Here is a 13,679-nt window from a genome sequence, read left to right as displayed (position 1 = left end):
TCTCAATGCTCGCCTTAGATAATGCCCATCTCTTTACCGATACGGGTAAAGGCGGCAATGGCGCGGTCCAGCTGCACTTTAGTGTGCGCGGCCGACATTTGGGTACGGATACGTGCTTGGCCTTGTGGTACAACCGGGAACGAGAAGCCAATCACGTAGATGTTTTCTTCGAGCAGTTTGTTAGCAAAATCGCCCGCTAGTTTGGCATCGCCAATCATCACCGGCACGATAGCGTGATCCGCACCGGCTAAGTTAAAGCCTGCGGCGGACATCTGCTCACGGAAATATTTCGCGTTTTCACGCAGTTGGTTACGCAGTGCTGCGCCGTCTTCTAGCAGTTCTAACACCTTGATTGAGGCCGATACGATTGCTGGCGCCAACGAGTTAGAAAATAAGTAAGGACGTGAGCGTTGACGCAGCCAGTCGATCACCTCTTTTTTACCAGAAGTGTAGCCGCCAGACGCGCCACCAAGGGCTTTGCCGAGTGTGCCGGTGATGATGTCTACGCGATCCATCACGTCACAATATTCGTGAGTGCCACGGCCTTTGTCGCCAACAAAACCCACCGCGTGAGAGTCATCCACCATCACCAGTGCGCCGTATTTATCAGCCAAATCGCACACACCTTTGAGGTTGGCAATCACGCCGTCCATTGAGAACACACCGTCAGTGGCAATCAAAATATGGCGCGCGCCAGCATCTTTGGCGGCAATCAGTTGTTGCTCTAAATCGGCCATATCGTTGTTGGCGTAGCGGAAGCGTTTGGCTTTACATAAACGTACGCCGTCGATGATGGAAGCGTGGTTCAATGCGTCAGAGATAATCGCGTCTTCAGCGCTCAGCAGTGTTTCAAATAAACCGCCGTTAGCGTCAAAGCATGATGAGTACAGGATAGTGTCTTCGGTACCTAAAAAGGCAGACAGCTTAGCTTCCAGCTGTTTGTGAATATCTTGAGTGCCGCAAATAAAGCGCACTGATGCCATGCCAAAGCCATGATCATCAAGCCCTTGTTTAGCCGCTTCAATCAGCGCTGGATGGTTAGCTAACCCTAGATAGTTGTTGGCGCAGAAGTTAATCACTTCTTCGTCGTTTACGGTAATGGCGGTTTGTTGTGGCGATACGATAACGCGTTCGCTTTTATAAAGACCGTCCGCTTTGGTTTGTTCGAGTTGTTGTTGGATCTGTTGGTAGAATGCAGAAGATGCCACGTTCAGTCTCCCTTTTTGATAATGCTGACTTGTGGAATTGGCGGCATTTTAACCCCAATTAAACCGCCGCCACAGCGATTTTTAGCCTCTCCGTAGCGCTATTAGCAAGATTAGTGCGTTACGGCGAATTTCATAAAAAAATCTAATCTGATGCTGTCAGCTTGCGGTAAGGTACTTTGGTGAATTAGTTGCTTTGAGCAAGGCTAAGATAGTGTTGTTCGATACGGTCAATCGTCTCGAATGAGTTTTGAGTCGCATAGGCGCGAAACAGCATCAAAAGTCGAAGTACCCCATCATAAATGGCACTTTTGGTGATGCTTTTCATGGTGGTTTGGGTGAGTTGATAGCTGATCCAAAAACTGACAATCATCTTTACCGTATCCGCCAGTGCAGGAATATGGGCCGATTCAATTTTCAAAAAGCCATCGTTACACAGCTGAGTCAATAGCGCGCAAACATGGTTTTGTAGCTGGGTCTGTACCTTGAGATAGCGTGCTTTTAGTTGTTCATCCCGGCTTAAAATGTCGGCTAAGTTGGCGTAAATAAAGCGGAATTGCCACAGCGCGTAAAATACCGCATCAAAGTATTTGATTAGCAACTCTAAGTTCAGCGGTTCATCGTGATAGGGCTGAAACGCCGATTCTAAGTGCTGCTCATATTGCTGGAAAATGCTGAGGATGATGTCCTCTTTATTACGAAAATGGTAATAAAGGTTGCCGGGGCTCATACCCAAGTGGGCGGCAATATGATTGGTGGTGGTACTGCGTTCACCGTGTTCGTTAAAGAGCTGGATACTCGCTTGAATGATACGGTCGCGGGTTTTCATGGCAATCCTTGAATCAATAGGGCCTTGCTTATGTGGTGCGCGCGTCTATGTTACCATTACCGCTTTGGTGGTGAACCTGATTGATAACGCGCATGAACCGCATTTGCTACTCGTTTTTATTGTACCTGCTTACGCCAATATTGCTGATTTATTTAACGATTCGTGCGATCAAAAGCGCGGATTATCGCGGCCGTTGGGCGGAGCGATTTGGTTTGACGCGATTGCAGCGCAGCGATGTATTGATCCACAGCGTATCAATGGGCGAAACTCAAGCCGCCATTCCGTTCATCAAAAAGATAAAACAGCAGTATCCGCAGCTGTCTATCACGGTGACCACCACTAGCCCTACCGGCTCAAAGCTGGTCACCAAAGCCTTTGGCGACAGCGTGCAGCACTGTTATCTGCCGTTTGATCTGCCGCTGTGTATCAAACGTTTTTTGCGCCAAATCCAGCCTAAGTTGCTGATTGTGATGGAAACTGAGCTGTGGCCAAATCTACTGCATTACAGCAAACAGCGAGGCGCCAACATCATGCTGGCTAACGCGCGCTTGTCCGCCAAATCGGCACTTGGCTATGAAAAATGGTCTAAGCTGAGCGGCCCGATGCTTAAGCAACTCGATTTAATCGCGGTGCAAACTCCTGAAGAAGCGCAGCGTTTTATATCCCTCGGTGTACCACAACCGCGGGTGCATATCTGTGGCAGTTTGAAGTTCGATTTAACCCTTGATGCCGCACAACTAGCGCCATATCAAGCGTTAAAACAGCACTGGCAACGTTCGGCGGTGTGGGTCGCAGGCAGTGTGCATCCCGGCGAGTTTGCTGCGGTGCTTGAGTGTCATCAGCAGATTTTGCAGCGCTGGCCTGATGCGTTGCTCATTATGGTGCCGCGCCATCCGGAGCAATTTGATAATTCCGCCAGCGCAATTAATGACGCTGGTTTCGAATGCGTGCGTCGCAGTGCGCAGCAACCGGTCATCAAAACAACGCAAGTGTTACTCGGCGACACCATGGGCGAAATGCTCGGTTGGTATGCGTGTGGTGATTTAGCCTTCGTTGGTGGCTCGCTGATTGTGATGGGCGGCCATAATCCGCTGGAACCCGCAGCATTAGGATTACCAATTCTGCAAGGGCCAAACTATCGTGACTTTTTAGAGATCAGCACCATTTTGCAAGAAGCGGGCGCAATGCAGATTGTGGCGGATGGCGAAGCAATGGCTCGCGCTGCGATAAATTTGTTGAGTGATGCTGAACAAAAATCCGCCGCAGGCCAAGCGGGCTTAAAAGTAGTCGAGATTAATCGCGGTACGCTCGCTCGGCAATTTGCGGTGGCTGCGCCGCTGCTGAATCAGATTACGCACGAGTAGCGCACTCGCAGGTGAAAGCTAACGTGCGCAGTTTATTCCGCTCGGTATTAGATATTCTCAAGCCCAATCGGATTAGTTTGTTGGTAGCCAGCAACTAAATGCTGCCAACAATGTTCATCAAACGCCAGTGTTGGCTGTTTGCCATGTTCTTTTCTAAACGATCGCAGTAACCGTTCCATGTTGCTGCGTTGCCAGTCGGGCGTGGCATCGCGCAGTTCACCGCGGTCAAAATCAATCAGGTAAAACTGGCCATTGCTTAACAGAATGTTTTTCGCATTGAGATCCGCATGGTATACACCACGCTGGTGGAACTTGGCGATCAGTTGTCCCAGCGCTTGCCACTCAGCATCGGTTAATGCGCGTTCTGCTAGCAAGCCCACCAAGTCCAGCGCATTCGGCAAAAGTTTCGTAAGAATATCAGCCCGATACACAAACCCACTGCGCACCACTTGTGCGGCGATAGGTTTAGGTACGGCAAAGCCTTCATCATACAGCTGTTCGAGCAGTTGCAACTCGGCAAAGGCGCGTGTGCTTTCGTAACTAGAAAACGGATAAGCGTCTTTGATCAGTTTGGCAATTAACCCGCCACGCCAGTAATGGCGCAGTGCCCAACGTTCACTATCGTGCGCAACAAACCAAGTGATATTGCGGCCACTGGAGCTGCCTACCACCGCGTTTTGCTGGCGCCAGAAGGTTTCGGTAAACCATTCGGGGCTGATGTCAGCGGGGGTGTCATGACAAAAAGCGATTTGGCCGTAGGCGGTTTTTTTTAACTGCATCTTAATGAGTATCTAAAGCGTTAGCACCTAACGCCATTCTACATTAAGATCTGAGCCTTGCACTTAATAAGCCTTGATAAATCCGATGCGTTTTGACCCAAGCCAAATGAAATCTCTCTGTATTCTGCGTCTGTCTGCGATTGGTGATGTTTGCCATGCAGTTGCTATGGTGCAGGCCATTCAGCGGCAATATCCGCAGCTGCCGATCACTTGGGTGATTGGTAAGGTGGAATATCAACTGCTGAAGCATCTGCCGGGAGTAGATTTTGTCATCTTCGATAAATCTTTGGGCTGGAAGAGCTACGGCGATCTGAAACGTAAACTTGGTGGGCGTAAATTTGATGTGCTGCTGCATATGCAAGTCGCTGCTCGAGCGACGATTGCTTCATGGATGATTAAGGCTAAGGTGCGGATTGGTTTTGACCGCGCTCGCGCTAAAGAAGGACAATGGCTAGTAACCAATGAACGGGTCAAGCCGCTCGCAACACCACATGTGTTAGAAGGTTTTATGGGGTTTGCCGAAAAAATCGGTGTGACGGATTTAACGCCGCAGTGGCATATTCCCATCCCAGAATCAGATATGGCGTTTGCCGAGCAACAACTGCCGAGTGATGAAAAAGCCTTGGTGATATGCGCTGCCGCCAGTAAAGCGGAACGCAATTGGTTGCCGGAGCGCTATGCTGCGGTTGCAGATTATGCGGTGGCCAAAGGCTTTAAAGTGTATTTGTGCGGAGGCCCTGCGCAATTAGAAAAAGATTTAGCGGCCAATATCATCAAACATAGCCAATCTGAGTTGACCAATCTGGTCGGGCAAACCTCCTTGGTGCAGCTGCTGGCAGTGCTAAAACGGGCCACGATTGTGCTGGCGCCAGACACCGGCCCTGCGCATATGGCTGTCACTCAGGGCACTCCTGTCATAGGTTTATACGCCCATTCTAATCCCGGTCGCACCGGCCCTTATCTCTATCGCGATTATGTCGCCAGCGTTTATGAGCAAGTGATTGCGGAGCAGTTTCCCGACCAAGATATTCCTTGGGGCAAACGTGCCAAAGGCGAGCATTTAATGGAGAAAATTAGCGTTGAAAATGTTTGTCTGTTGTTTGATAAAATAATGGTTGATTTTTCACCTCAATGAAATTAACTGCTCTGTTATCAGTGAATTACTCGGGCGACTATTGAAGTATTGACAGCCGTATGGAAGATCAAGTACTTGACCTTGTAATGTGATCAGATTACATTTACAACAGTTTTTGCTGTAACGAATAGTGTCAGTACCCGTTTCGCGGTTTCACTTAATTCGTTTGCACAACTTTTATATATATCTACAAGGAGTTTACTATGAAAAAAAGTGCAATTGCGATGTTGACCGCATCATTATTGTTCGCGGGTTCTGCAATGGCCGCTGATCCAGTTACTCCAGCACCTGCTGCTGGTGGTGCTGCTGCTGGTAGCGCTGGTGCTGCTGGCTTCGGTGGTTTAGGTGTTACTGGTATGGTTGCTGTGGGCGTTGCCGCAGCTGCGGGCGTTGCTGTTGCTGTTGATAGCAACAACAATGATGAAACTCCAGGTACTACAGGTACTACAGGTACTACAGGTACTACAGGTACTACAGGTACTACAGGTACTAACTAAGTTTCGTTGCTCAATTTAAGGCCAGCCATTGCTGGCCTTTTTTATCAGTTGATTACACCTCTATGCACAAAAAGCTCTTATTGGCACTGATATGTGCCGCTGGGTTAACAGGATGTGGTTCTAAGAGTTCAATGGCATATCAGACGTTTAAAGACGCCATTTCTGACCCACCTAGTTATGAAATATCAGCCTCAGATTTAGCGAACATTCCTTATGCGACCATATATGGTCAGTTAGGTGACGGGCCGCAGGCGGTGATTGTATTGGCGTATGCCAAAGGAGATCAGCGTCAATGGCTAACAGCTCAAAAAGAAAGTCTGATCACGGCTCATGGGCGTTTGATTCAGACTGCTGGGCTATCGCAAAATCTTGCTGGGTTAACATTTGAAACCGCTGATCCGCTTACACTTCCTTTGACGCAACTCGATGGTGCTGTGGCATCAGGTTATCTCGATCTGCTACCTAGCTATCGCTTTGGAATGAAGTTTGACAGTCGATTTGTGGTTAAAAGGCGTGAACAGGTGCAATTGGGACCCAACACCCAAGAACTTACCTTAATCGAAGAAACATTTACTATTCCAGAAGTTCACTATCAGGTGGTGAATAAATATTGGCTCGATGACCGAGGTTTAGTGTGGAAATCAGAGCAAGCGCCTTCGCCAGATTTGCCAGTTTTTCGCATCACACTACTGAAGCCTTTTAGCGGAGATTTATCATGAAGCCGCTGCTTTCACTCGTTTTCACGTTAACAATCGGTTTGCTGACATCGCATTCATCATACGCTCAAGCGCTCAGAGTGTCGGTAACTGGTGAGGCAAAGCTAGATCCCGCAATAGCCTTTTCCAGTGACGATCGAATCGGCAATGTGGTTGCAGCCACAACAAATTCCACAGATGCCTATCTCACGGGGGCTGCATGGATTCGGCAATCGGCAGTATTGCATCAAAGTGCGCGCCGGTTATTACTGCTAAGTGATTTACCTAAATTGAAATTAGCCGAAGCGTTAGAGCTGTCGTTACAACAACAGGTCCAGCAACTCAAGGCTACAGGTCGGGTCGTTTTTCCCTTTGATTGGCAATTGTTGGAGCTTAAGCCGGAGCAGAATCGCCATCTCGCGCCAGCCGATCAGTTTTATGTGCCTGCACGCCCAACAATCATTCAGGTGGTTGGCGCAGTGAAACCTTATTCTGTGCCCTTTGAACCGGGTAAAACCGTGGCGGAATATTCTGCTGAGCTGAAACGCTTAGATGGCGCTGACTTAAGTTATGTGTGGGTGATTGCGCCAGACACCAGCATGCGTAAAGTTGGTATTGCCTACTGGAATACCGAGCTGGCTTATCTCGCGCCAGGCAGTTATCTGTATGTGCCGGTGGCGGATGGTGGTGAGTCGTTGCAAGCCTTCCAACATTCGTTACGCCAACTTTTTTCTGCCCAGTTGCTGCCCTAATTTTGCCGGAGCCTTGGACGATTTATGCAAGTTTCTAAGCTGTTAACCCTCACCGGTTTACTTTTGCCTTGTTCCGCCTCTTGGGGCGCATGGTATGATCAAGTTACGCCGACGCGTAACGACTTCGGTGGCATTGGCTTAATGCAGATGCCGACCGCTCGAATGGCGCCAGACGGCGATATGAGCATCAACTACACTCGGGTCAGTCCTTATGTTTTTGGTGCGGTTAACTTTCAGCCGCTGCCTTGGATGAGCACCTCGATTCGCTATGTTAGTGTGACCAACCGTCTCTATGGTCCAGAATCTTTATCTGGCGATCAATCTTATAAAGACAAAGGGTTTGATGTTAAATTTCGGCTGCTAGAAGAGGGTTACTATCTACCTGATGTTGCTGTCGGTTTCCAAGACATTGGTGGTACTGGGCTATTTTCAAGTGAATACTTGAGTGCAACTAAACGGGTTGGTCCATTTGATTTCACCTTAGGAATGGCGTGGGGTTATTTAGGTAATGCGGGGGATATTCAAAACCCGCTGTGCCAAGTAGCTGACCGAATGTGTAACCGGGTTGGATATGCTAATAATATCAATGATACGGGGACCGTCAGTTTCAACAATTTCTTCCGTGGTGATCGTGTCGGGCTTTTTGCTGGTGTCGAATATCAGACTCCATGGCAGCCATTGACGCTCAAGCTGGAATGGGATGGTAATGATTATCAGCATGAGCCACAGAATAACAATCAACCTCAGGACTCTCGATTCAACGTCGGTATGGTGTTAAAGCCGACAAATTATCTGGATCTGAAGCTATCCTACGAACGCGGTAATACCTTGTCTTTCGGCTTTACCCTGCATACTAATCTGATCAACGATGTCATGTTGTATAAGAAAGATCCGCCGGTGAGAGCATTAGCTACGCAACCAGAAGATCAATCATGGGACAAAGTTGCCAAAGCTTTGGGTAAAGATGCAGGATTCTACCCACGTAAGATCTATCAAAATAATCAACAAGTGATTATTGAAGGTGTTCAGGGTAAATATCTCGATCGTGAAAAAGCAGATACCCGCGCTGCGGCCATTTTGTATAACGTCACAGACTTAGGTACTCGCGAGTACCTCTTTATTGAAGAGTCTGGTGGCATGCCGGTAGTAGAAACTAGCGTGTCACGTAAAGCGTTAGCGGAGAAGCTCAACTTTGAACATGATTTTAATGAATCGCCAAAGCTGACCGATGTTCGTGCACCACAAGCGCCAATCGGAGATGAAGTCTGGCACAGGCCGACCTCTTCAGGCTGGGGATACTACGTTAACCCAGGATTTACTCAATCCTTGGGTGGGCCTGACGGCTTCCTGTTGTACCAATTTAACTTACGTGGTGGATTGCGTTATAGCTTTAACGACAGTCTTGAAGTCAGTGGTAACTTAGCGCTTAACCTCTTCAATAACTTTGATAAGTTTAAGTACGATGCTCCAAGTAATCTGCCGCGAGTGCGTACTTATATTCGTGAATACCTGACCCAATCAGATGTGGGCATCAGTGAGTTACAAGCCACTTGGTTTAACAATTTTGGTAGTAACTGGTACAGCCAAGTCTATGCTGGCTATTTGGAATATATGTACGGCGGCGTTGGCGGCGAATTGCTCTACCGACCATTTGGTAAAGATTATGCCTTCGGTGTGGATCTCAACGCAGTGAAGCAGCGTGACTTTAATCAGCTGTTCGGTTTTAGAGATTATGAAACCGTGACTGGTCACGTCAGTTTCTACTATGAGTTGCCTTGGTATAACTTGCATACCCAAGTGGATGTTGGTCGTTATCTGGCTAAGGATTTAGGCGCAACTTTCACTGCATATCGCGAGTTTGATAACGGTGTGCGTTTAGGTGCCTATGCGACGTTCACCGACGTTAGCTCTGAAGAATATGGTGAAGGTAGCTTTACCAAAGGTGTATTCCTGCAGATCCCATTTGATGTTTTCTCAACTCGTAGCTCATTGAGCCGCGCCAGCTTTGGTTGGTCGCCTTTGACTCGTGATGGTGGTCAGAAGCTAGGACATAAATATTCGCTCTACTATATGACTGAGCAACGCGGTGCCAAAGCGGTGAATGCCCGCGAAAAATAAGCCTTAGCGTTGCGAATTCAAGCCCTGCCAATCGGTAGGGCTTTTTGCTTTTATGGCTTTAAGCTTATGTTTCGATGCTACCTTAAACCGTGTCATACTATGGCAAATCTTTAGCGGCGTCAGTTAATCAGCGTTCGCGCTGGGCTGATTTGTTCGCTTAATGTTAAGAGAGTGATTATGCATAATATTGCGGTTTATCCGGGGACATTTGATCCCGTCACCAACGGCCATACAGATCTTATCATTCGTGCCGCATCACTGTTTCCTAAACTAATTATTGCTGTGGCCGCCAATCCATCCAAACAGCCGAAATTCACCTTAGAACAGCGGGTTGAGCTATTAAATTTGGTCACTGAGCAGCTTGATAATGTTGAAGTTGTTGGTTTTAGTGGTCTGTTGGTGGACTTTGCCAAGCAGCATCAAGCCACTGTGCTTGTGCGTGGATTACGTGCTGTGTCTGACTTTGAATATGAGTTTCAGTTAGCCAGTATGAACCGCCGCTTATATCCCGGCTTAGAGAGCGTCTTTTTAACGCCGTCGGAAGAGAACAGCTTTATCTCCTCAACATTGATCAAAGAGGTTGCGCTCCACGGTGGTGATGTGCAGCAGTTTGTGCACCCCAAAGTGATGCAAGCATTGCAGCAACGCTTTGAAAAATAATATGTTGCCCAATAAAAATGCCGAATAGTTACGGCATTTTTTATTGAGATATTTTGAGGGACGGTCAGCGTTTGCCGATAAGGCGGTACCAAAACCACAGCTCTAATCCGCAGCCTAACATGATAAAAACCAACATACTCTGTTTGGCTCCGAGCCAATAGCACCCGAGTGCTGCCAGCAATAATAGTGCTGTGACCCATGCTCGATACTGTTTTAGTTGTGCCATTGGTTCCTCTCCACTTTGGTCAATATGACTCTCGTTAAGCTCAGCGAATTTATCGCCAGTTATAGGCCAAATACCACGTTTTCGCTGCGCAACATCCTAGTTAACGCTAAGGCTAACAGCAAGGTGATTGCCAGCGTTGCCCCTGATGACACTAACAACTCTTGCAGCGGCAGCGTCTTACCCTTAATGACTTCCATCAAGGCGCCTTGTTGACCTGACACCGGCAGCCATCTCAGAACATCTGGAGCGATATTATAACTGGCACTCATTGCCAGTGCTAACGGTATAAACATCACCATCGTTAGATAGGACTGCGCTTCCTTAAAGGTTTTCGCCATAAAGGACACAAACAGTTGCAGGCTAGCAGCCATCATCGCCACTGGCAGACCAATCACCAACACAGTTGCCATAAAGGCGGGAGTGATAGTGATGCTAAAGCCGAGTTCCGGCCAAGGCACCATCGGGTAGGCAAAGTGGCTGATAAGCAGAATCAACACTAAGCCCAACATCGCAAACGCGGTTACAGCGAATAGCTTGGACAGCACTAGCTGACCAGTAGTGACAGGATGGCTAAGCAGCAGCCCTAACGAGTTGCGTTCTCGCTCGCCGGCACTGGTATCAATGGCTAGGTTCATACCAGAGATAAACACCGAATACAGCATGGTGAAAATGGCGATACCCATGATCATGCCACCTTTTGAGTCTTGGGTCGCCTTATCATGTAATTCCACTTTTAGCGGCTGCATGATGCGAGGGTCAATCCCGCGCGCCAGTAAGCGCAGGCTACCCATTTCCGAAGAGTAACCTTGCAAAGTCCGTTGCAAGCGACGAATCGATTTCTGCAGTTTCTCTTCCGAGTCGTCAGCCACAATAATCACTTCAGCACTTTGGCCTTGAGCCATCTGCGCTGCATAATCGGGGCTGATTTCGAGTCGAATTTTCTCTGCTTTTTCGCTGTCGCTGTTGTTAATTCCTTTCTGCCCTAGATAACGCACTAAATCGGGGGCTTGTGCAGCATTGGTGATTTTGATCGGCAAATCATCCGGGCTTGAGAGTTGATTGATAAGCACCATAAACAAGCCACACATGATCAATGGCGTGCCGATGGCATAGTAGAGGCCGGCCAGCACCGAACGTTTGTCGCGGCTGGCGTCAATGAGTTCCTTGCGGAGTAAGGTGAGTACTTTGCTGATCATGCGGCAATCCCCTCATCGGTGCCAATCAATTGAATAAAGGCTTCTTCCAGTGAATCTTTGCCCGTCCGTTCGCATAATTCCTGCGGACTACCGATAGCGGCTACTTTGCCGTTGGCCATCACAATGACTCGGTCACACAGTGCTGCAACCTCTTGCATTACGTGACTGGAGAACAGCACACAATGGCCTTGCTGTTTTAAATCGAACAGCAGATCGCGCAGTACCCGCGTGCTCATTACATCCAAACCGCGAGTGGGTTCATCAAGAATGATATTGGTTGGTTTATGTACAATCGCTTGAGCCAATGCGGTTTTCATCCGTTGCCCTTGAGAAAAACCTTTGCAACGGCGATCAGCGATATCATCCATGCGCAGTTTAGCCAATACTTCGCTGGTGGCTTGCTTGGCGTCACGGCTGCTCATGCCAGATAATTTAGCAAAGTAACTGATGTATTCTCTCGGAGACAGGCGTTCATACAAACCAAACGGATCCGGAAACAATCCCAATTGCGCTTTGGCCGCCACTGGGTGTTTGGCCACATCAATGCCATCGATTTCCGCACTACCGCTGTCAGGCTTAAGTAGGCCAAACACAGTACGTAAACAAGTGGTTTTGCCCGCGCCATTAGGGCCGAGCAGGCCAGTGATCATGCCGTCTTCGGCACAAAAACTCAGGTCATCCAGCGCTTGTACTTTGCCAATTTTTTTACTGATATTGTTTACCTGAATCATGGTTTATTCTCCGGCAAAGGTTCTACAGTGCTAGCGTTTAGATAAAAGCCGCGACGCACATCTTTGTTCAGGCACTCGGCGTCAATGCTCGCTAACTCATCACCACTGATAAAATCGGCAATCAAATTACCGGCACAGGATTGTGCTGCCACATTGTGGGTGGCGTAGGGTGAAATTAAATGGCGCGCATGGCTCAGTTTCGCCATGGCGATGTCGGCCCAGGCAGGCGGTGTCGCGGGATCTTTCTCGCCAGAGAGCAACAAGGTGGGAATATCGCTGCTGATTGGGGCGCCAAATGCTTTATCTGCGGCGGGGATATTCCAAATCGGGCAGCTTTCATCGAGGCTTTTCAGCATCATCTGTCCCATCACGCTTTGTTCCGCTTCGGCGCGTTGCGCGGCGGTCAAGCGTGGCCAATCTTCACCGCACACAACCGCAGCGTGCATGCCCATCGCCATATCTAGAGAACCCACTTGCATGGCTAATAGCCCCAGCAGTGGTTGATAGTTTTTGCGATATGCCTGATGGATGGTAAACGGCAGCAGTGAGCGTACCGCTGGCGAATAAAGCGCTAAGCGTAATGCGCCGAGAAACTTGTCGCGGGTCAGCGTCAGCAGCTCTGTATTGCCTGTAACCGGGTGATGAGTTTTTTCCATCACCGGATACTCGCTAAGGCTCGCTTGCACCTTGTCAAACTCTTGCCGCAGTTTGGGGTAAGTGTGCTGGCAGCTACTGTCTTGCTCGCAATCGGTAATGACCAAATCTTGAGCCCGAGCAATCGCCGCGCCAATCACCAACACACTTTGACTCATCGGCACCACACCATCGAGGGTGACGGTTTTCAGCACTTGCGGATAGTGGCGCATATAGAGTTGTGCCATGCGCGTACCGTAAGACACACCGTAGAGATGCAGTTTTTCATAGCCTAAATGCTGGCGGACAACGTCAAAATCATGCAGCGCTTGCTCACTGCCGTATTGGCTGACATCGGCATCCAAATTGGCTTTGCATTCGCGGGTTTCTTCGAGAGTATCGAAGGCATCATCGCTCAGCTTCAAAATGTCGCTCAGAGATTGTTCGCGGCAAGACAGTAGATTGGATTGGCCCGTACCGCGTTGATCGATCAATAAAATATCGCGATGTTGCCGTGCTTTACTCAGCATGCGTTCAAATGCCGCTGCACTTTGAATCGCCGACTGTCCTGGGCCACCGGCAATGCCGAGTACCGCTTCTTTGGGCGCAAGGTTTTTGATAGCTGGGATCACCACATAGTGGATCTGAATCTTGCGGCCATTCGGCTTGTTGGGGTTTTCGGCAACTTTGACGCTGCCACATTGGAGTCTGTCGGATAACCCTTCGACGTAGCAGCTACTGCTGTCGTCCGCCGCGTGGGCACTGAGGGGAATCGCGCTGGAGACGAGCAGCAACCCCATCATAGGATTGAGCCAGCGTAAGTAAAACGGCTTCATGCTGATTTCCTTATTTGCAATTC

General features: G+C 48.8%; 13 protein-coding genes. 7 read left to right on the top strand and 6 right to left on the bottom strand.

What is annotated here, in order from left to right; genetic code table 11:
- Positions 1–14: 14 nt before the first annotated feature.
- Both JYB87_RS18295 and JYB87_RS18290 read right to left on the bottom strand, forming a co-directional pair.
- Entirely contained in the window at positions 15–1,208 is a 1,194-nt protein-coding gene (locus JYB87_RS18295; RefSeq protein WP_207354850.1) for a glycine C-acetyltransferase, read from the bottom strand.
- A 184-nt stretch (positions 1,209–1,392) separates the two neighbouring features.
- Entirely contained in the window at positions 1,393–2,034 is a 642-nt protein-coding gene (locus JYB87_RS18290; RefSeq protein WP_207354849.1) for a TetR/AcrR family transcriptional regulator, read from the bottom strand.
- Between the two features lie 92 nt (positions 2,035–2,126).
- On the opposite strand from JYB87_RS18290, the gene waaA reads away from it, so the two are divergent.
- Positions 2,127–3,398, top strand: a complete 1,272-nt coding sequence (waaA, locus tag JYB87_RS18285; RefSeq protein ID WP_207354848.1) for a lipid IV(A) 3-deoxy-D-manno-octulosonic acid transferase — start codon at positions 2,127–2,129, stop codon at positions 3,396–3,398.
- A 47-nt stretch (positions 3,399–3,445) separates the two neighbouring features.
- Here the strand turns inward: waaA and JYB87_RS18280 are convergent, their stop codons facing one another.
- Complete coding sequence (locus tag JYB87_RS18280; protein WP_267459555.1) at positions 3,446–4,177, bottom strand: 3-deoxy-D-manno-octulosonic acid kinase; 732 nt, start codon at positions 4,175–4,177, stop codon at positions 3,446–3,448.
- 85 nt (positions 4,178–4,262) lie between these two features.
- On the opposite strand from JYB87_RS18280, the gene JYB87_RS18275 reads away from it, so the two are divergent.
- The 6 genes from JYB87_RS18275 to coaD all read left to right on the top strand — a co-directional run bounded on the left by JYB87_RS18275 (position 4,263) and on the right by coaD (position 10,034).
- Complete coding sequence (locus tag JYB87_RS18275) at positions 4,263–5,312, top strand: glycosyltransferase family 9 protein (protein ID WP_207354847.1); 1,050 nt, start codon at positions 4,263–4,265, stop codon at positions 5,310–5,312.
- Between the two features lie 203 nt (positions 5,313–5,515).
- A complete protein-coding gene (locus JYB87_RS18270) occupies positions 5,516–5,809 on the top strand; it encodes a hypothetical protein (protein WP_207354846.1) in 294 nt (97 codons plus the stop codon).
- A 131-nt stretch (positions 5,810–5,940) separates the two neighbouring features.
- The gene (locus JYB87_RS18265) at positions 5,941–6,528 is read left to right on the top strand and encodes a YjbF family lipoprotein (protein ID WP_207354845.1); all 588 of its coding nucleotides are present in this window, start codon (positions 5,941–5,943) and stop codon (positions 6,526–6,528) included.
- Entirely contained in the window at positions 6,525–7,256 is a 732-nt protein-coding gene (locus tag JYB87_RS18260) for a capsule biosynthesis GfcC family protein (protein WP_207354844.1), read from the top strand. Before JYB87_RS18265 ends, JYB87_RS18260 begins: the two co-directional genes overlap by 4 nt.
- 24 nt (positions 7,257–7,280) lie before the next feature.
- Positions 7,281–9,374, top strand: a complete 2,094-nt coding sequence (locus tag JYB87_RS18255; RefSeq protein ID WP_207354843.1) for a YjbH domain-containing protein — start codon at positions 7,281–7,283, stop codon at positions 9,372–9,374.
- A gap of 177 nt (positions 9,375–9,551) precedes the next feature.
- Positions 9,552–10,034: a pantetheine-phosphate adenylyltransferase gene (coaD, locus tag JYB87_RS18250; RefSeq protein ID WP_207354842.1), complete on the top strand. Its 483-nt coding sequence runs from the start codon at positions 9,552–9,554 to the stop codon at positions 10,032–10,034.
- A 285-nt stretch (positions 10,035–10,319) separates the two neighbouring features.
- On the opposite strand, the gene JYB87_RS18245 is transcribed toward coaD, so the two are convergent.
- The 3 genes from JYB87_RS18245 to JYB87_RS18235 are packed head-to-tail and all read right to left on the bottom strand — an operon-like array spanning position 10,320 to position 13,656.
- Positions 10,320–11,456 (bottom strand): ABC transporter permease, encoded by a 1,137-nt coding sequence (locus JYB87_RS18245; protein ID WP_407695821.1) that lies wholly within the window; start codon positions 11,454–11,456, stop codon positions 10,320–10,322.
- A complete protein-coding gene (locus JYB87_RS18240; protein WP_207354841.1) occupies positions 11,453–12,187 on the bottom strand; it encodes an ABC transporter ATP-binding protein in 735 nt (244 codons plus the stop codon). The genes JYB87_RS18245 and JYB87_RS18240 overlap by 4 nt, the downstream gene beginning before the upstream one ends.
- Positions 12,184–13,656 (bottom strand): alpha/beta fold hydrolase, encoded by a 1,473-nt coding sequence (locus JYB87_RS18235; RefSeq protein ID WP_207354840.1) that lies wholly within the window; start codon positions 13,654–13,656, stop codon positions 12,184–12,186. The genes JYB87_RS18240 and JYB87_RS18235 overlap by 4 nt, the downstream gene beginning before the upstream one ends.
- Positions 13,657–13,679 lie beyond the last annotated feature (23 nt).

Origin of the sequence: Shewanella avicenniae (assembly GCF_017354945.1) — a bacterium.
Classification (GTDB): Bacteria; Pseudomonadota; Gammaproteobacteria; order Enterobacterales; family Shewanellaceae; genus Shewanella; species Shewanella avicenniae.
The sequence above is the reverse complement of the archived record's forward strand: the minus strand, read 5'-3'. Positions and strand labels throughout refer to the sequence as shown.